Source organism: Rhizobium sp. KDH_Rht_773_N, assembly GCF_052946295.1.
In genome coordinates, this window is the sequence record NZ_JBRFNB010000002.1 from 611,603 (window position 1) to 629,077 (window position 17,475).

15 protein-coding genes are annotated in these 17,475 nt (G+C 64.9%); 10 read left to right on the forward strand and 5 right to left on the reverse strand.

Annotated features, from left to right (window positions below):
* Window positions 1–54: 54 nt before the first annotated feature.
* Window positions 55–2,382, forward strand: a complete 2,328-nt coding sequence (locus tag ACU8HS_RS24775) for a putative bifunctional diguanylate cyclase/phosphodiesterase (protein ID WP_447016419.1) — start codon at window positions 55–57, stop codon at window positions 2,380–2,382.
* 18 nt (window positions 2,383–2,400) lie between these two features.
* Here ACU8HS_RS24775 and fhuB read toward each other — a convergent pair whose 3' ends face one another.
* From fhuB to ACU8HS_RS24790, 3 genes are read right to left on the reverse strand one after another with little or no spacing between them, the layout of a single operon-like run.
* A complete protein-coding gene (gene fhuB / locus ACU8HS_RS24780; RefSeq protein WP_112758512.1) occupies window positions 2,401–4,368 on the reverse strand; it encodes a Fe(3+)-hydroxamate ABC transporter permease FhuB in 1,968 nt (655 codons plus the stop codon).
* The gene (locus tag ACU8HS_RS24785; RefSeq protein WP_447016420.1) at window positions 4,365–5,270 is read right to left on the reverse strand and encodes an iron-siderophore ABC transporter substrate-binding protein; all 906 of its coding nucleotides are present in this window, start codon (window positions 5,268–5,270) and stop codon (window positions 4,365–4,367) included. Before ACU8HS_RS24785 ends, fhuB begins: the two co-directional genes overlap by 4 nt.
* A complete protein-coding gene (locus tag ACU8HS_RS24790) occupies window positions 5,264–7,396 on the reverse strand; it encodes a TonB-dependent siderophore receptor (protein WP_447016421.1) in 2,133 nt (710 codons plus the stop codon). The genes ACU8HS_RS24785 and ACU8HS_RS24790 overlap by 7 nt, the downstream gene beginning before the upstream one ends.
* Before the next feature lie 143 nt (window positions 7,397–7,539).
* Here ACU8HS_RS24790 and ACU8HS_RS24795 point away from each other — a divergent pair, with 143 nt between their 5' ends.
* From ACU8HS_RS24795 to ACU8HS_RS24830, 8 genes are all read left to right on the forward strand, one after another.
* Window positions 7,540–8,460 (forward strand): LysR family transcriptional regulator, encoded by a 921-nt coding sequence (locus ACU8HS_RS24795; protein WP_113414563.1) that lies wholly within the window; start codon window positions 7,540–7,542, stop codon window positions 8,458–8,460.
* Window positions 8,461–8,626: 166 nt separating this feature from the next.
* Complete coding sequence (locus tag ACU8HS_RS24800; protein WP_112567429.1) at window positions 8,627–8,881, forward strand: type II toxin-antitoxin system Phd/YefM family antitoxin; 255 nt, start codon at window positions 8,627–8,629, stop codon at window positions 8,879–8,881.
* On the forward strand, window positions 8,881–9,303 hold the full coding sequence (locus ACU8HS_RS24805) for a type II toxin-antitoxin system VapC family toxin (protein WP_112758506.1): 423 nt from the start codon (window positions 8,881–8,883) through the stop codon (window positions 9,301–9,303). The genes ACU8HS_RS24800 and ACU8HS_RS24805 overlap by 1 nt, the downstream gene beginning before the upstream one ends.
* A 281-nt stretch (window positions 9,304–9,584) precedes the next feature.
* The gene (locus ACU8HS_RS24810; protein WP_447016422.1) at window positions 9,585–10,421 is read left to right on the forward strand and encodes a metallophosphoesterase family protein; all 837 of its coding nucleotides are present in this window, start codon (window positions 9,585–9,587) and stop codon (window positions 10,419–10,421) included.
* Entirely contained in the window at window positions 10,418–11,581 is a 1,164-nt protein-coding gene (locus ACU8HS_RS24815) for an ABC transporter ATP-binding protein (RefSeq protein WP_447016423.1), read from the forward strand. The genes ACU8HS_RS24810 and ACU8HS_RS24815 overlap by 4 nt, the downstream gene beginning before the upstream one ends.
* Window positions 11,574–12,500, forward strand: a complete 927-nt coding sequence (locus ACU8HS_RS24820; protein WP_112567440.1) for a carbohydrate ABC transporter permease — start codon at window positions 11,574–11,576, stop codon at window positions 12,498–12,500. The genes ACU8HS_RS24815 and ACU8HS_RS24820 overlap by 8 nt, the downstream gene beginning before the upstream one ends.
* A complete protein-coding gene (locus tag ACU8HS_RS24825) occupies window positions 12,497–13,336 on the forward strand; it encodes a carbohydrate ABC transporter permease (RefSeq protein ID WP_113414566.1) in 840 nt (279 codons plus the stop codon). Before ACU8HS_RS24820 ends, ACU8HS_RS24825 begins: the two co-directional genes overlap by 4 nt.
* A 25-nt stretch (window positions 13,337–13,361) precedes the next feature.
* Window positions 13,362–14,627, forward strand: coding sequence for an ABC transporter substrate-binding protein (locus tag ACU8HS_RS24830; RefSeq protein WP_113414567.1), 1,266 nt, complete (start codon window positions 13,362–13,364; stop codon window positions 14,625–14,627).
* Between the two features lie 19 nt (window positions 14,628–14,646).
* Here the strand turns inward: ACU8HS_RS24830 and ACU8HS_RS24835 are convergent, their stop codons facing one another.
* Both ACU8HS_RS24835 and ACU8HS_RS24840 read right to left on the reverse strand, forming a co-directional pair.
* On the reverse strand, window positions 14,647–15,690 hold the full coding sequence (locus tag ACU8HS_RS24835; RefSeq protein ID WP_112758496.1) for a substrate-binding domain-containing protein: 1,044 nt from the start codon (window positions 15,688–15,690) through the stop codon (window positions 14,647–14,649).
* A 77-nt stretch (window positions 15,691–15,767) separates the two neighbouring features.
* Entirely contained in the window at window positions 15,768–16,685 is a 918-nt protein-coding gene (locus ACU8HS_RS24840) for a sterol desaturase family protein (RefSeq protein ID WP_112758495.1), read from the reverse strand.
* A 464-nt stretch (window positions 16,686–17,149) separates the two neighbouring features.
* Between ACU8HS_RS24840 and ACU8HS_RS24845 the strand changes: the two genes are divergently transcribed.
* On the forward strand, window positions 17,150–17,422 hold the full coding sequence (locus ACU8HS_RS24845; RefSeq protein WP_112567455.1) for a hypothetical protein: 273 nt from the start codon (window positions 17,150–17,152) through the stop codon (window positions 17,420–17,422).
* Window positions 17,423–17,475 lie beyond the last annotated feature (53 nt).

Here is a 17,475-nt window from a genome sequence, read left to right on the forward strand (position 1 = left end):
AAAGCTTTTTGTAAACAATCGCGGTCAGTATCAGGGCGCTCGGGAGAAGACGACGTGCCTGCTGATCCGTCTTTAAGATTATTCGCACAAAGAGCGACCAGGACATCGTCCGGGTCGATACTGATCCTGCTTGCAATCAGCGGCCTGGCAATTCTTGGCCTGGTGTTCCTGGCCGCCATCTGGGCCGGCCGGGAAAGCGACGCGGCCGCCCTCGACCGGCAGCGCAAGCTGGTCAACGGCCGCCTTATGGACCAGGTCCAGCGCGTCTCGCAGGACATCCAGCTGATGGGTGCGGGCTACGGCTCGCTGCTGATGGCGGATTCGACCATGGCCAGCGGCAAGAGTGAAGGCGCGGGTGCGACATCGGCAGCGACGTTCGGCAAGATCGCGACAACGGTATTCGGCTATAACGCGGCTTTCCTCGTAACCCCGGCAGGCGAGCTTGCCCTGCAGTCCGATCCCGAAACCAGCCGCCGCTTCAAATGGGTGCGGCCGCTGCTTCAGCCGATGATCCAGGACCTGGAGGCAAGGCAGCAGGGCGCGCCGCACGGGCCGAATTCCGATCCGGAGCCCAGCCGGGTGGAACTGATGCGGCTTGAGGGCCGGCCTTCGGTCGCCGGCGTCGTTTCCGTCACCGGCTCTTCGAAGGATGCCGCGCCGGACGGCAATCACGCCAACCGGCTCTACCTCGTGGCATTCCGTTTCCTCGACGGCATCACGCTCGATATGCTGAGCCGCGAACAGGGGCTGGCCGGCGCCCGTTATGCCCGCACCGCCGATCAGGAGCAGGACGAAGTCGCCTTCGAAATCGAGGCCACGGCATCGCGCGAACCGATCGGCTTCATCATCTGGAAGCCGGACCTGCCGGGCTCGCGCGTCATCGGCCGGCTGGTCCCCGTGCTCTCCGTGGCCGGCCTCTTCATCGCCGGCCTCTTCTTCGCCCTGATGGGCCGTCTGCGCGGCAGCCTCCGGGAACTCAGCGCCAGCGAGCACCACGCGCGGCACCTGTCGCTGCACGACGTCTTGACGGGCCTGCCGAACCGCGCACTTTTCGCAGCCCGTTTCGAGCAATGCCTTGCGGCCATGAAATCTCCCGGCAAACGCGCCGTGCTTGCCCTCGTCGATCTCGACAAGTTCAAGGAGGTCAACGACATCCACGGCCATGCCGCCGGCGACGAGCTGCTGCGCGGGGTCGTCGAGCGGATGAATGCGCTGATCGGGGCGGGCGACACGCTGGCAAGGCTCGGCGGCGATGAATTCGCCCTGCTGCTTCCCGACGCGCGCGCGGGCGACGATCGCCATATCCTGCTCTGCAACGCCATTATCGAGGCTCTCGGCAAGCCGTTCCAGCTCCACGGCGGCGACGTCGTCGTGCGCATCGGCTGCTCGGTCGGCATTGCGGCCTTTCACGACGCGGCCCAGGCGACCAGCGAGATCCTGCGGCGCGCCGACGTCGCCCTTTACGAAGCCAAGACCAAGGGGCGCGGCCGCCTGATCGAATATGATCCGTCCCTCGACCACCGGGTCGAGGCGCGCGAAAACCTCAAGAACGACCTTCGCCTCGTGCTGGAGAACCACGCGAACCCGCCGGGCGGCGCGGACAATCTGCGCCCCGACCATCCCGGCCATCTGGAGGTCTTCTTTCAGGGCGTGCACCGAGCCGACGCCCAGGGCAGGCTTTCGGGTGCGGAAGTTCTCGTGCGGTGGCGCCATCCCGCCCACGGATTGCTGTCGCCGGACAGATTCATCCCGATTGCCGAGGAGGCCGGCATGATCGACCAGCTCGGCGAATGGGTGTTGCGCAGCGCGGCAAGGACCGCCGCAAGCTGGCCGGCCGACATGTCGGTCGCCGTCAACGTCTCGCCCTCGCAGATCCGGCATCGCGACTTCGACCGCCAGGTCCTGTCGATCCTGGCGGAGACGGGCCTGCCGCCGTCGCGCCTCGAGCTCGAACTGACGGAAGCGGCCCTCTTCAACATCGACGAAAACGCCCAGGGCACGCTCGGCAGGCTGCGCTCCCACGGGATCCGGATCGCGCTCGACGACTTCGGCACCGGCTTCTCTTCGCTCAGCCACCTCATTCAGTTCAACATCGACCGGATCAAGATCGACCGGTCCTTCGTGCGGCTGCTCGGAACGCAGGCCGAGGGTGCCGCCATCGTTTCGGCGATCCTCGGCCTCAGCCGCACGCTTGGAAAAGCGACGACGGCCGAAGGCGTCGAGACGGAAGGGCAGAGGGACTTCCTCGTTGCTGCCGGCTGCAACGACCTGCAGGGCTTCCTGTTTTCCCGCCCCGTGCCCCTGGCCGATTTCCTCTCGTCGCTGCCGTCCGCGCAGGTGATGCGGCCGCAGACGGCTGCCGCCTCCTCCCCGCGCGATTGACCGAAAGCCAGGGCGCCCTTACGGCCGCCTGCCGATCATCCAGACAAGGTAGGGCGCGCCGGCAAAGGCCGCAAAGAGGCCGAGCGGCAGCTCATAGGGAAAGGTGACGGTGCGGGCGCCGAGATCGGCGATCACCATCAGCACGGCGCCGATGACGGCGGCGGCGGGAAGCCCGCTGCCCGGCTTTTCGAAACCGGCGCGGTGGGCGATATGCGGAGCCATCAGGCCGACGAAGCTCAAGGGACCGACGAGCAGCGAGGCCGCGGCGGTCGCAATGCCTGCCGTCAGCACCATCAGCAGACGGGCCCCGACGAGCGGCAGGCCGAGCGCAAGCGCGGTGGGTGGCCCGAGCGGCAGGATCGTCAGCCATCGCGCAAAGACCAGGCCGATGATCAGGATCAGAACGGCGAGGCCGGCAAGGAAGGTTGCCGTTTGCGGCGTGGCCGCCGCAGCCGACCCGCCGAGCCAGGCCAGGATCTGCCAGGCGCGCTGGTCGCCCACGGCAAGCAGCGCGCTCAGGATCGCCGAACTGAAGGCGCTGACGGAAATGCCGGCGAGAAGCAGCCGCTCCGGCGGCAGATGCCGGCGGGCGGCAAAGAGCGCGACGATGACGAGCACCAGGATCGCCCCGCCGCCGGCGCCGAGGAAGAGCGCGGGCGCACCGGCATTGGCCGAAACGCTGAGCGCAACGGCATAACCGACGCCGGCTCCGCCGCTGACACCCAGCACTTCCGGGCTCGCCATCGGGTTGCCGGTGAGGCGCTGCAGCATGGCGCCGGCCATGGCGAGCAGGCTGCCGGCCGCGGCCGATGCCAGAAGCCGCGGCCAGCGGGCGGGGAAGAGTTCCCGCAAGAGGTCGCCGCTCAGCAGCGTCCAGCCATCGGGCAGGCGCGCGACGCAGAGCCCGGCCCAGACGAGCGGCGGCAGCAGGCAGAGGATGAGGACGAGGCGTGAGAGCGGCGCCCGCGACACGACAATGCTGTCTGGCGGCTGCGGCGGTTCGACGGCGCGCACCTGCGGCAAGAGCCAGATGAGCAGCGGCCCGCCGATCAGGGCCGTCACCGATCCTGTCGGGAAGGTTTCGCCGGCCGAAGCGGCGACGAGCTGGACGATACCGTCGCAGAACCAGAGCAGCAGGCCGCCTGCGACCGGCGACAGAAGCAGGATGCCGCGCGTCGTGCGGATCCCGAGCAGACGCACCAGCGCCGGCGCGGCAAGGCCGACGAAACTGACAAGGCCGACGGCGGCGGCAACGCCGGCGCTCAGCGCCACTGCAAGGCTTGCGACAGCAATGCGCGTGCCGGCAAGCGCCACACCCAGCGACCGCGCGCTGCTGTCGCCAAGCCCGAGCAGGGTGAGCGGGCGCAGCAGCAGAAGGGTGACGGCAAGGCCGAGCAGCAGCTCCAGGCCGAGGCTGACCGTCGCCGACCAGTCCTGCTGGCTGAGCGAGCCGCCGTTCCAGGTAACGAGCGACATCAGGTATTCGCCCTGCGAGAGCGTCATTGCCGCCGCCAGCGCGCTGCAGGTAATGCCGACCAGAAGGCCGGAAACCGCCATGGTGATCGGCTCGAAGCTGCGCCGCCAGCCGAGCAGGAAGACGAGGGCCGTGGCCGCGCCGGCACCGGCAAGCGCCACGAAGGCACGGTAGCCGTCGAGGATCTCGGGGAAGAACAGCGTCGCCGTCACGATCGCAAGCTGCGCGCCGGAGGAGACGCCGAGCGTCGAGGGATCGGCGATCGGATTGCGCAGCAGGCGCTGCAGCAGGGCACCGGCAAGGCCGAGGGCGGCGCCGGCAAGAAGCGCGACTGCGCCGCGCGGCAGGACGGCATAGGCGAATATGATCTGCTGCGTCGTCATCCGCCCGGCATCGAACGGCAGGGAGGGCCAGTCGGCGAAAGGCAGACGGTCGAGCGCCACCCACAGGAAGAGGCCGGCGGAAGCGGAAAGGGCCGACAGCGCGGTGAGGAAAGCGGCAGGTCTCGTCACGGGTTCTCCCCGGACGACTGCAGCGCCGCCTTGAAAAGCCGCGCGAAGCGGGCGGCGGCCAGGATGCCGCCATAGGGATTGATATTGCCGAGCATCAGGACGCGGCCGGCCCTTACCGGCGGCAGCGACTGCCAGATCATGCTGTTCTTCAGGCCGTTGCGCGCCTCGACCGGGATATCGGAGATGATGACGATGCGCGCCTGCGGCTCGCCCGCGAGGTTTTCGATCGGCACCGGGGCCGCAAACGTGTAGCGGGAGCGGTCCGTCCAGGCATTCGGCAGGCCGAGCCGGGACAGGACATCGCCGAACATGCTGTCGGCGCCGAAGACGCGCACATGCCTGGCATCGCCGATATTGACGAGGTAGGTCGGGCGGGAGGCAAATCCCTGCAGGCTGAGGCGCGTCTGCTCGAGGAGGGCTGCCTGCTGCTCCACCACCACGCGCCCGCGTTCGGCAAGATCCAGTTCCTTCGCCAGCGCCGAGACGGCATCCACCGCCTTCTGATAGGGCGGCTCGCCCCTGTTGTAGAAGGGCAGCGACAGAACGGGCGCAATCGCCCGAAAGCTCGCCTCGAACCTGGTGTAGAAGGGCGAGATCAGGATGAGGTCCGGGCGCAGCAGGCGCAGGAGTTCGAGGTTCGGCGATCCGCGCAGGCCGAGATCGGCAACCGAGGGGTCAAGCGCCGGCTCGACCGCATCCTTGCGGAACTGCACGAGTTCGGTCGCGGCGACAGGCGTGACGCCGAGCGCGACCAGCGTTTCCAGCATCGCCCAGTCGATCGCGGCGATGCGCGTCGGGGCGGCGGCAAGGGTTCTGCCCGGAATGGCGAAAGCCGCCAGCAAGGCAAGTGCCTGCCGGCGGCTGACGAGCGTTGCGCTCCGTTCTCGATCGTCTCTCACCATTGAAAGGTCAGCTTGCCCATCACCGTCCTGCCGTCGCCATAGGTGCAGCCGAAGGAGCTGCAGCTTGCAACATAATCCTTGTCCGCAAGGTTCTTGACGTTCAGCGAGGCCGTCACATTGTCCTTCTTGTAATGCACTGCTGCATCGAGAAGGGTCACGGCGTCAAGATCGAGCGTATTCTTGGTATTGCCGTAACGCTGGCCGACATAACGCACGCCGCCGCCGAAACCGAAGCCTTCGAGAGCCGTATCCTCCGGGAACGTATAGTCGAGCCAGAGGCTGGCGGCGTGTTCGGGCACATTGTCCGGGCGGTTGCCGTCATCGGCGCCGCCGACGATTTCGGCCTGCATGTAGGTGTAGGCAGCGCGCAGGTCGAGCCCGTCTGTGAGGCTGGTCACGCCTTCCAGTTCGATGCCCTTGACGTCGACTTCACCGATCTGCGCGGTCGTCGTCCCGATCGTCGTCAGCACGTTCTTCTGTTTCAGGTCATATCCGGCAACCGTGAAATAGCCGTTCCAGCCCTCCGGCTGATATTTGACGCCGACTTCCACCTGCTCGCCGGTCGTCGGTTCGAGTATCCCGCTCGTTGCGCTCACCGGCACCGGCTCGAAGGAGGTGGCATAGCTGATATAGGGCGCGATGCCGTTGTCAAAGACGTAGCTGAGGCCAGCACGGCCGGTGAGCTTGTGATCGTCCTGATCAAGCGGGCGAGAAATACCGGTCAGCCGGTTCGTCGAGGTTCCGTCGGTGCTTGCCCAGTCCTGGCGAAGGGCGGCCGTCGCGCGCCAGTTCTCATAGGCAAGCTCGTCCTGCACGTAGAGACCGACCTGGGTCATGGTGGAATCGACATAGGTGCTGAGCGTCGGCGCAATCAGCTTGACCGAGCCATAGACCGGATTGAAGGCATCGAGCGGGGTGGCGCGCCAGAACTGCGTGCCGACATTGTTGCTGTAATAGCGATAGTCGAGGCCGAAGAGCATCTTGTGCCGGATCTCGCCCGTATCGAAGTCCGCCAGCAGGTTGTTGTCGACGTTGAAGGTGTTGAGCAGCTCGTCCTGGATGGTGGCGTTGCGGTTGATGGTTCGTCCGTCCGCCGCAAGGCCCGAGGTCGACATGCCGAGGGCCTGATAGTTCCAGTCGAAATTCTGGTAGCGAAGGTTCTGGCGGAAGGTCCAGGTATCGTTCAGGCGATGCTCCAGCTCATAACCGAGATTGGTCAGCGTCCGGTCCGACGTGTCGAAGCTCTTGTCGCCGACGAAGAAATCGCGCGACAGGCGGTTGGCGCCACCCGCATCCAGCGTCAGCTGCGGCGGCAGGCCGGACGGCGTGCTGGGATTGTCGTGCTGGACGCTGGTCAGGATCGTCAGCCTGGTATCCTCGTCCGGCTTCCAGGTGAGCGCGGGCGCGATGAAGTAGCGGTCATTGTCGAGCTCCTCCACCTGCGCCGAGGCCGTCCGCGCCAGACCCGTCAGGCGATAGGCGAAATCGGAATTGCCGGGGACGATGTCGCCGAAATCGAAAAAGGTGCCGTAGGTATCGTAGCTGCCGGCCTGCACGCCCACTTCGCCGAAACGCTCGAAGACCGGCCGCTTGCTGATGAGGTTGACCAGGCCGCCCGGATTGCCCTGGCCGTACATGACCGAGGCCGGGCCGCGCAGCACTTCGATGCGCTCCAGCTGATAGGGATCGACGGCAGGCGCCCCGGCGGTGCGCATCATGCGCAGCCCGTTCAGGAATTGCGACTGGCGCCCGTCGAAGCCGCGGATGCGCGGGGAATCGAAGCGCGGATCGGCGCCATAGGGCTCGCCGACGACGCCCGGCACATAGTCGAGCGCCTGGCCGACGGTTTCGGCATCCTGCGACTTCAGCTGGTCGGCCGTCAGCACCGAGACCGACTGCTGGGTTTCGAGGAGCGGCGTGCCGGTCTTGGTCGCCGTCGCGCTGGTTCTGGCGACAAATCCCTTCACCGGTGCCGTCGGGTCCTCGTTCCCCGTGCCGTCGATGACGATCGGCGCAAGCACGGTCGGATTGGCCTCCTGCGCAAGAGCCGGAAGAAGCGGCCCGCAAAATGCGCCGGCGAGCGCCGTGGTGGAGGCGAATGTGAGAAGGCGAAGGGAACCAGTCATCGGGAGCTCGTTATATCGGAAAACTGGATTTTTCTAATCATGTTATTTTTCGGAGGTCCAATAAACGGGGGTCGAATTTTTCATAAGTCCTGGTTATGAAATTCGATAAACGTCATAGTTTTGAATTCTTCTAGGAGCGCGCAATGGCACTGACCGACCCCGGCTTCGAACTCCGCCACCTCAGATATTTCGTGACCCTGGTCGAGGAGCGGAATTTCGAGCGCGCCGCCATCAGGCTCGGCATCGCCCAGCCGGGCCTCAGCCAGCAGATCATGAACCTCGAAAAGATCGTCGGCACGTCGCTGCTCGACCGAAGCCGCCGGGCCGTGCAGCTCACATATTCAGGCGAAGTGCTGTTCCAGGAAGCGCGCAAGGTGCTGGCCCAGACGGAGGCGACGGTCGCGGCCATCGACCGCGCCGGACGCGGCGAAAGCGGGCGCATCTCCATCGGCTATGTGGCGTCGGCCGCCTATTCCGGCGCCGTCGTCGGCTCGATCAAGGACTTCAAGCGCGATTTTCCCTATGTCGAGGTCGAGCTGCAGGAAATGGAACTGCGCCAGCAGTTGCAGCGCATCGCCGACGGCCTGCTCGATTTCGGCTATATCCGTGCGCCGGCGCCGATACCGGCGGGCGTTTCCGTGCAGGTCGTGCTGCGCGAGCCGCTGGTCGCCATGATCCCCGCCGGCCATGAATTCGCAGAGCGCCCCATCGACACGCTGGCCCGGCTGGCCGGCAATATTTTCATCACGCCGCGCCAGCCGCCCGAAATCGGCTTCCACCGCAACACGCTGCAGGCCTGCCGGGAAGCCGGCTTCGAGCCGTCCGTCAAGGCCATCGCGCACGACTTCACCGAGATCGCCGCCCTCGTCGGCATCGGCGTCGGCATCGCGCTCGTGCCGCAATCGATGAGCCGGGTGGAACTGCCCGATATCCATTACCGGCCGCTTCGAAGCGTGGCGGTGACATCGGATGTGGCGATCGCCTATCGCAAGGGCGAGGGCGCGCCGGCGGTCAGGGCCTTCATTGCCCGGCATCGCGAGCAGCTTGTGTCTGCGGGCAGCTGACCATCGGCATCCTTTCAAACAAGCCTCGGCGCCGGCAAAGTATGAGGAGCCGCACTCGGTTGCGCATTCGCCTCTCACCCACCGGTTCTCCTGCGGACAGGATTGAAACCCTTGCCGATACGGCCTATGTTCTAACGTATGAACATCAAGCAGCAGGTGGCAAACCATGACCATCACGACCCTGTCCAGCCGCCAGTTTCAGCAGAACGCCAACCGGGCGCAGAAGGCGACCAGGGCGGGTCCTGTCTTCATCACCAACAGGGGCAAGCCAACGCAGGTTCTGCTCAGCTTCGAAGAATATCAGAGGATCACCGGGCAGCGCCGCAACATTGTCGAAGCGCTGTCGATGCCCGGCCTCGGGGATATCGATCTGGACATTCCGCGTTCACGTGATCTCCCGCGGCCAGCCGACCTATCCTGATGTTCCTGCTCGATACCAACGTTCTGTCTGAACTGCGCAAGGCGGGTTCGGGGAAAGCCGACCCTAACGTCATCTCGTGGATGTCGGCTCGGGATGCTGAGAGTTTCTACATCTCTGCCGTGACGCTTATGGAACTGGACCTCGGCATTCTTCTGATGGAAAGGCGCGATCCTTCACAAGGCGCCCGGCTGCGCACCTGGATGGACGACTATGTGTTACCGGAATTCGCCGATCGAATTTTGACCGTGGATCGAACCGTCGCACTTCGCTGCGCTCGCCTCCATATTCCCGATCCGCGGCCAGAACGCGATGCGTTCATCGCGGCGAGCGCACTGGTTCATGGAATGACGATCGTGACCCGCAACGTTTCTGATTTCGCGCCTATGGGTGCCGCGATCGTCAATCCCTGGGAGCCAACATAGGCTGCGGAGCGCTTTCCCGCGACCGGTCGGACAAAATCGCCACGAGTCCAACCGAACCCGAAATTGGCCGCGGCCAACTTTCTCTATCGATGCCCGCCAATCGGTCTTCGCACCGATAGGGGTCAGCACAGCCCGCACCCTCCTCATGACAATTGCACGACACAATTGGAACAAGGGTGGAAACGCTTGTAACCGGCCTGACATTGGGGCGCTCTAAACAGGCGGCAAGAGCATCGCCTGCCGCCGGACAACCTGCCGCGGGCCAATCGGAGAGCGCCGGCATGAAAATCGTCCAGATCACCGACACGCATTTCAGCCCGTCGAAACCGCATTTCAACGGCAACTGGCAGCCGCTGGCCGATTGGGTCAATGCCAGCGGTGCCGATCTCGTCATCCATACCGGCGACCTTGCCGTCGACGGCGCCGACAGGGACGAGGACCTGACCTTCTGCATGGAGCTGATGCGGCAGGTGAAAGTCCCCATGCTGATCGTTCCCGGCAATCACGATGTCGGCCATCTGCCGGGCTCGCTGCAGCCGGTCGATGCAACAAGGCTTGCCCGCTGGCGCAGCCTCGTCGGCCCCGATTACTGGCTGGAAGATGCCGGCGACTGGCGCCTGATCGGCCTCGACAGCCTGCTGATGGGCATGGAAAACGACGAGCAGGAAACGCAGTTTGCGTGGCTGGAACGGGCGCTTGCCACGCGCGCCGGCCGCCGCGTCGCGATGTTTGCCCACAAGCCGCTCTTCGTCGACACGCCGGATGAAGGCGACACCGGCTACTGGAGCATCCGCCCGGCCCAGCGCCGGCGCCTCTACGACCTGATCGCCGCCCATGACGTGGCGCTCCATGCCAGCGGCCACCTGCACTGGGCCTGGAAGGGCCGCTTCAACGACACGTCGCTCGTCTGGGGACCGTCGGCCGCCTTCATCATCGGCACGATGGAGCGCGAGATGCCGGGCGAGAAGATCGTCGGCGCGGTCCTCCACGATCTCGGCGATACGGTAACGAGCGAGATCGTCGCCGTGCCCGGCATGGTGGCGCATGTGCTCGACGACGTGGTCGAGCAGGTCTATCCGCACGAAGCCCACAAGGTGCAGAAGGAGCCGGCGCAATGAGCGCGCTCTCCCTCTCCGCGATCAAGAAATCCTATGGCGACAACGCCATCCTGAAAAACATCAGCCTCGACGTTCAGCCGGGCGAATTCATCGCCCTCGTCGGCCCCTCCGGCTGCGGCAAGAGCACGCTACTGCGCATCCTTGCCGGGCTCGACCATGCCGATAGCGGCGAGATCGTCATCGGCGGCAAGGAAATGTCCGACGTGGCGGCGGCCGACCGCAACATCGCCATGGTCTTCCAGTCCTACGCGCTCTATCCGCACCTGACCGCCGGCCAGAACATCGCCGTGCCGCTTGCCATGCGGCGCCTGAGCCGCCTGCAGCGCCTGCCCTTCCTCGGTCCCGCCATGCCGGGCTACCGGACCATTCGATCCGGCATTTCGAAGGATGTGCAGGAGACGGCCAAGGCGCTCAAGATCGACCATCTCCTGGAGCGCAAGCCCGGCCAGATGTCCGGCGGCCAGCGGCAGCGCGTGGCGCTGGCGCGTGCCATGGTGCGCCATCCGAGCGTCTTCCTGATGGACGAGCCGCTGTCGAACCTCGACGCCAACCTGCGCGTCCACGCGCGCGGCGAGATCGTCGAACTGCATCGCCGCGCCGGCGTGCCGACCGTCTATGTCACCCACGACCAGGCCGAGGCGCTTTCGATGGCCGACCGGGTTGCCGTGATGATCGGCGGCGAGCTTTTGCAGCTGGCCGCACCGCAGGTCATCTATGACGATCCCGCCCATATCGAGGTCGCCCGTTTCGTCGGCCAGCCGCGCATCAATCTCCTGCCCGCACGCGCCGAGGGCGGAATAGTCGCCTTCGGCGATATCAGGCTGGCGCTGGAAGGGACCAGCCCCGCCGGTTCGGACGTGACGCTCGGCATCCGCCCGGAATTCGTCCGCCTTGCCGGCGAGGGCGAGACATCGCTCTCCGCCCGCATCGAGCGCATGGAGTTCCTGGGCTCCGAGGTCATCCTGTTCTGCCGGCTGAACGCGATCGGGCAGACCGTGCTGGCCAAGCTTGCACCTGACGATGCCGCAGGTCTTGTCGCCGACATGGCGATCGCGCTCTCCTTCCAGCCCGACAAGGCCATGGTCTTTGCCGCCGATGGCCGCCGCCTGCGCACGAGCGCCCTTCCCGCCGATGCAAGCAGGGAGAAGGCCCATGGCTAGCATCGCTGTCGGCGATATCCGCCCGGCCGCATCGGCCGCCAGGCACGAACGGCGCGAGGCGCAGACCGCATGGCTGCTGGCGCTGCCGGCGATCATCCTGATCGTGCTCTTCGTGCTCCTGCCGATCGTTGCCGTTCTCGTGCTCGGCTTTACCGATTTCGAACTCGGCGCCGGCAGGTTCCGCTTCGTCGGCTTCGAGAACTATGCCGAACTCTTCACCGACCGTACCTTCCGCAAGTCGCTGTGGAACACGACCGTCTACACGGCGATCGTCGCGCCCGTCTCGATCCTGCTCGGGCTCGGCGTCGCCATGCTGATCGAGAGCGAGGGTTGGGGGAAGAGCTTCTTCCGCACCGCCTATTTCCTGCCCGTCGTCTCGCTGATCGTCGCCATGGCGACCGTCTGGCAATATCTCTTCCACCCGACCATCGGCCCGCTCAACGCGCTGCTTGGCCTCGCCGGCCTGGGCAAGCCGAACTGGCTCGGCTCTTCGGCAACCGCGCTCTACAGCCTCTCGATCATCGGTGTCTGGCAGACGGTCGGCTTCAACATGGTGCTGTTCCTTGCCGGCCTCACCGCCATCCCGCGCGAGCTTTATGCCGCCGCCGAGATCGACGGCGCCAAATCCCCGCTCGACCGTTTCTTCCTCGTCACCTGGCCGATGCTCGGGCCGACGGCGCTCTTCGTCACCACGATCAGCATCATCAATGCGGTCAAGACCTTCGAGACGGTGAAGACGCTGACCGATGGCGGCCCCAACCACGCCTCCGAAGTGCTGCTTTTCACCATCTACCAGGAGGGCTTCGTCTACATGAAGGTCGGCTATGCCTCGGCCATGACCGTGGTCTTCCTCGCCATCCTCGTGGTGATGATGTTCCTGCAATACCGCTTTCTCGACCGGCGGGTGCATTACTCATGAAGGCGCGCTCCCGCCTCACCACCGGCCGGCTGATCCGCCTTGCCCTGCTCCTCCTTGGCGCGATCGTCTTCCTCGCGCCCTATATTTTCATGATCTCGGCGGCCGGCAAATCGCAGGACGACATCTTCACCGCAGCGCTTTCGCTGATCCCGACGCATTTCTTCTACGTGCAGAATTTCTCCAAGGCGCTCGACAAGGTGGCGATGGGCACGCTCTTGTGGAACGGTTTCGTCGTCTGCGCGCTGATCTTCGTCTTCCAGGTGCTGGTCGCCATCCCCTGCGCCTATGCCATGGCGAAGCTGAAGTTCCGCGCCGCCCGCCTGATGATGGTGCTGGTGCTGCTCGGCCTGCTGGTGCCAATCCACGCGACGGCCCTGCCGCTCTATGTCGCCTTCGACAGCCTGTCGCTGCTCAACGGCTATACGGCACTGGTCGCCCCCTTCACCATCTCGGTCTTTGCGATCTTCCTGTTCCTGCAGTTCTTCCGCGCCATGCCCGACGATCTCATCCATGCCGCCCGTCTCGACGGCATGTCCGAACTTGGCATCGTCTCGCGCGTCATCGTGCCGAATGCCTGGCCGGCGGTCACGGCCTTCGCGATCTTCTCGGTCGTCGCCCACTGGAACGACCTCTACTGGCCGCTGATCGTCATTTCGAAGCCCGGCTATGCCACGCCGCCGCTCGGCCTGATGAACTTCCGCGCCGCCGAAGCCGGCGACGATTACGGCGCGCTGATGGCGGCCACCATCATCATCACCATTCCCCTCGTTGCGGCCTTTCTGCTTGCGCAGAAACGCTTCGTCGAGGGCATCACCATGACCGGTCTCAAAGGCTGACCGGCTGAACCCAGGAGAACGAGCGATGAAGCATTTCACCCAGTTCCTCGCAGCGGCGGCTCTGTCCGTGGCGGCAGCCCTGCCGGCCCACGCCGAAACCACGCTGACGATCCATTACCCGATGCCGGGCTTCTTCAAGGACGTGATGGACACGATCTCGAAGAAGTTCATGGAAGAAAACCCCGATATCAAGATCCAGTTCGCCGCTCCCTCGGCGACCTATGAAGACGGCATCCAGCTGATCCTGCGCCAGGCCGGCACCTCGGAAATGCCCGACATCACCTTCATCGGCCTGAACCGCCTGCGCATGCTGAACGAACGCAATGTCGCCGTCGACATGACGCCGCTCGTCCAGAAGGAAGGCAATATGGCCGAACAGGGCTTCTCGGACACGATCCTGAAGCTCGCCCAGGTCAACGGCAAGCAGGTCGGCCTCGCCTTCGCCACCTCCAACCCGATCATGTATTACAATGCCGATCTGGTGAAGGCAGCCGGCGGCAACCCGGACAGCCCGCCGAAGACCTGGGACGAAGTGATCGCGCTCGCCGCCAAGATCAAGGCGCTCGGCAACGGCGTCGACGGCATGGACTTCCGCTGGCAGGGTGACGACTGGATGTTCTCGGCCCTGCTCTTCGGCGCCGGCGGCAAGATGCTGAGCGACGACGAGCAGAAGGTCGCCTTCAACGGTCCCGAGGGCCAGAAGGCCGTCGATCTCATCAGCCGCTTCGTCAAGGAAGGCGGCATGCCGGTCTTCACCAAGGCTGCCGGCGAACAGGCCTTCGCAGCCGGCAAGGTCGGCTTCGAGTTCCAGACGACGGGCGCGCTCGTCAATACGATCAAGAATGTCGGCACCAAGTTCGATCTGCGCACCGCCCAGATCCCGCTTCTCGACCCGGAAAAGGGCCACCTGCCGACCGGCGGCAACGCCGTCGTCATCCTCGCCAAGGACCCGGCCAAGCAGGAAGCCGCCTGGAAGTTCGCCAAGTTCGCCGCCGGCCCCTATGGCGCCTCGGTCGTCGTTCCCGGCACCGGCTACGTGCCGAACAACGAGCTCGCCGCCAAGTCGGCCGAATATCTCGGCGACTTCTACAAGAAGAACCCGCTCTTCCAGGCCGGCCTCAGCCAGATGCCGCGCATGATCCCCTGGTACGCCTTCCCCGGCACCAACGGCGTCAAGGTCACCCAGACGATCGTCGATAACCTGTCGCGCATCGTCGACGGCTCGGCCGAGCCGAAGGAAGCCCTCGACGACGCGGCCGCCGATGTCGAAGGCATGCTGCCGCGCAGCTGAAGCGCATGACAATCGCGGGTCAAGCCGCCCGCGGTCTCGATCCGGAACCGCCGCATCCCAAAGGGGGTGCGGCGGTTTCGTCTTTGCCGAGGTTGCGCACCGTGCCGCCGGAATGCAGCGCATGCGACAGTTCCAGGTGCCGCAGCGGCGCGTCGTTTTCGACGATATCGAGCAGCAGCGAGGCCGCCGTCGCCCCCATGCTGAGATCCGGCATTTCGATCGAGGTCAGCGTCGGGTTGATGAGCCTGCCGATGGCAATACCGTCGAAGCCGGCAACCGAGACGTCGCCTGGCACCCGCAGGCCCTCGCGGTGGATGGCGCCGATGACGCCGAGCGCGATCAGGTCGTTAGAGCCGATGATGGCCGTCGGCGCGACGCTGCGCAGAACCTGGCCGAGATCCATCTGGTCGTAGCCGCTGACGAAGGACACTTCCACGGCCTCAAGCGGCGCCACGCCGGCCGCCTCCATCGTCTGCAGATAACCGCGGTAACGCAAAAGCGCCCGGTCCGAGGCCTTGAAACTGCCGGAGACATAGAGGATGCGCCGGTGGCCCATGGACAGGAGATGCTCGGTCAGCCGGCAGCCTGCCGCATAGTTGTTGACGGTGACGGCGGCCGGGTAGCGGGCGGTCGGCGGATTGCCGAGCAGCACGGTCGGCGGCAGGTCCTGGGCGAGCGCGGCACTGGTGCCGGCATCGCAGACGGTGAGGATGAGCCCTGTCGGCCGCTCGCCGAGCAGCCCCGCCACGGCATCGGCCTCCTGATCGGGATCGTAGTTCGATTGCGCGATGAGAACGCTGTGGCCGGCAACCAGCATGCGGTTCTGGATGCCCGAGAGCGACGAGGCAAAGACCGGATTGGTCACGCTCGGCACCAGCACACCGATGACCGGCCGCCGGCCGCTGCGCGCCGAAGGCGCGGCTGCGCGATAGCCGACTTCGGCTGCGGCGCGGCGCACGCGAAGGGCCGCCGCCTGGCTGACGGGACCGCTGAGGTTCAGCACCCGGCTTGCCGTCGCCATGGAACATCCAGCTCTGAGCGCAACCTGTTTCAACGTCGTCATCGCCGCACCGTCCGCTTCCGTCGAAGTTTGCAGGCTCTTACGGGGCGATTGTCATGAAATGATGACGGAGAGAGGTCTCAGCCGCGCTTGGGCTGGCGGCCGAGGATCTGGCGCACGCCGTCCCTGGTGAAGGGTTGCGTCAGCTGGCCGACGAAATCGGGCGCGATCTGCCCCTTGATGCCGATATCGGTCGAAGACGGGCGGTCGGGATTGAAATAGGTGCCGAAGATCTGGTCGAACAGCACGATATTCTCGCCGTAATTGGTGTTGCCCTCGCTGATATCCTTCGAATGGTGCCAGCGATGCAGCCTCGGCGTCGAGAAGACGAGGTCGAAAACGCCTGTGCGCATATCGACATTGCAATGGGTCAGGATGCCGATGAAGGCGGTGACGGCGCCAAGCCACCAGAAGACCTGCAGCGGCGCCCCGAGCAGATAGAGCGGGATCTGGCTCAGCGCCACCTTGAACAAAGAATCCATGACATGGAACCGGCCGGTATTGATGACCCAGAGCCGGGTGACGCTGTGGTGCAGCGCGTGAAAGCGCCAGAAGAACAGCCGTTCATGGGCGATGCGGTGTGCCCAGTAGAGGCCGAACTCGGCAATGACGACGGCAAGGGAGGCCTGCAGGATCATCGGCCAGGACGACGGCCAGAGCGAGAACTGCATGGCCGCGACCGGCTGCAGCAGACGGGCGGCGAGCATCGGAAAGATCACGCCGGCAAGCGCCGCTAGCTCGACCAGCCCCTTGGTCAGCACCGTATGGGCAATGTCATTCGCCGTCTCGCCATCCGGCTGAAGCCAGCGCTCTTCATAGGGAATGGTGCGTTCGAGCAGGAAGAGCGAAGACACCGCACCGGCGTAGACGGCCACAAATGCGATCATCGGGGTGTCGCTGGCAAAGGCGAAATATGCGCCCGTCAGGCCGGAGAAAAACACCAGCGGCCAGGACAGATAGGCAAGGACAAGCCTTGCGGCGGCAGCGGCTTTCGACATCGATTTCACGTCCCCTCGTCATTCATAGCGTTCATGCCGGCCGAACCATTGCGCAGGAGCACGAACGGCAGCGGGTCCGAACTCAGATCATCGCCATACTGTACCCAACGACAGGATCCGGGTGCCCAACCCGCATCCCTGCCCCGCCTGTCAAGCGATCGGCAAGGCGAACAAATCACAACGAACGGCATTCGCATAGCCATCAGTCTCGTTGAAGGATGCGGCACGTCCCGAAGCGGAAGATTGCAGGATTACGCGATGGGACCGATCACAAGCCGACGACCAGATTCCTTGCAGTTTTATGACCTTGAGTGAGAAGCCGGACTTCTGCGGCCTGGGCTCCGTCCCTTTCAAGGCGGCGGAGCGCCCGATCGGTTGACGATTGATATTAACCTTTCATTAACCATGGCTCCTTAGCCTCAGGAACGCTGCAACATTCTCCGGCAATTTTTGAGGAGACCAAAATGTCGCTCGTAACCGTGCCCGGTAAAATCCGCCTTTGTGGCACCCACGCTGTTCTGGTCATGGCCGAAGGAAATCTGCATCAGGCCGTATGCATAGCAGGCGATGCTCTTCCTTCCTTCGCTGGTGACATGATCCAAGGCCTCCTGGAGAGGCTTGACCTGTATGAGGGTATCGCCGACCGCAAGTTTGCGCATGGCGAACTGGCCTATGACGGGCGGGTCTGGATTACCTCATCGGACATCGATCCGCGATCTCCGCAAAACCGGCTTTGACAATTGCCTGAAATCCGAAAAAGCCCCTTGGTGGCCACCAACCGGTGACGGCT

What these genes read in the sequence shown, in the direction of transcription:
- ACU8HS_RS24785 (WP_447016420.1), bottom strand. Translation starts at nt 5,270, where the DNA reads ATGGTGAGAGACGATCGAGAACGGAGCGCAACGCTCGTCAGCCGCCGG.
- ACU8HS_RS24790 (WP_447016421.1), bottom strand. Translation starts at nt 7,396, where the DNA reads ATGACTGGTTCCCTTCGCCTTCTCACATTCGCCTCCACCACGGCGCTC.
- ACU8HS_RS24795 (WP_113414563.1), top strand. Translation starts at nt 7,540, where the DNA reads ATGGCACTGACCGACCCCGGCTTCGAACTCCGCCACCTCAGATATTTC.
- ACU8HS_RS24800 (WP_112567429.1), top strand. Translation starts at nt 8,627, where the DNA reads ATGACCATCACGACCCTGTCCAGCCGCCAGTTTCAGCAGAACGCCAAC.
- ACU8HS_RS24805 (WP_112758506.1), top strand. Translation starts at nt 8,881, where the DNA reads ATGTTCCTGCTCGATACCAACGTTCTGTCTGAACTGCGCAAGGCGGGT.
- ACU8HS_RS24810 (WP_447016422.1), top strand. Translation starts at nt 9,585, where the DNA reads ATGAAAATCGTCCAGATCACCGACACGCATTTCAGCCCGTCGAAACCG.
- ACU8HS_RS24815 (WP_447016423.1), top strand. Translation starts at nt 10,418, where the DNA reads ATGAGCGCGCTCTCCCTCTCCGCGATCAAGAAATCCTATGGCGACAAC.
- ACU8HS_RS24820 (WP_112567440.1), top strand. Translation starts at nt 11,574, where the DNA reads ATGGCTAGCATCGCTGTCGGCGATATCCGCCCGGCCGCATCGGCCGCC.
- ACU8HS_RS24825 (WP_113414566.1), top strand. Translation starts at nt 12,497, where the DNA reads ATGAAGGCGCGCTCCCGCCTCACCACCGGCCGGCTGATCCGCCTTGCC.
- ACU8HS_RS24830 (WP_113414567.1), top strand. Translation starts at nt 13,362, where the DNA reads ATGAAGCATTTCACCCAGTTCCTCGCAGCGGCGGCTCTGTCCGTGGCG.
- ACU8HS_RS24835 (WP_112758496.1), bottom strand. Translation starts at nt 15,690, where the DNA reads ATGACGACGTTGAAACAGGTTGCGCTCAGAGCTGGATGTTCCATGGCG.
- ACU8HS_RS24840 (WP_112758495.1), bottom strand. Translation starts at nt 16,685, where the DNA reads ATGTCGAAAGCCGCTGCCGCCGCAAGGCTTGTCCTTGCCTATCTGTCC.
- ACU8HS_RS24845 (WP_112567455.1), top strand. Translation starts at nt 17,150, where the DNA reads ATGTCGCTCGTAACCGTGCCCGGTAAAATCCGCCTTTGTGGCACCCAC.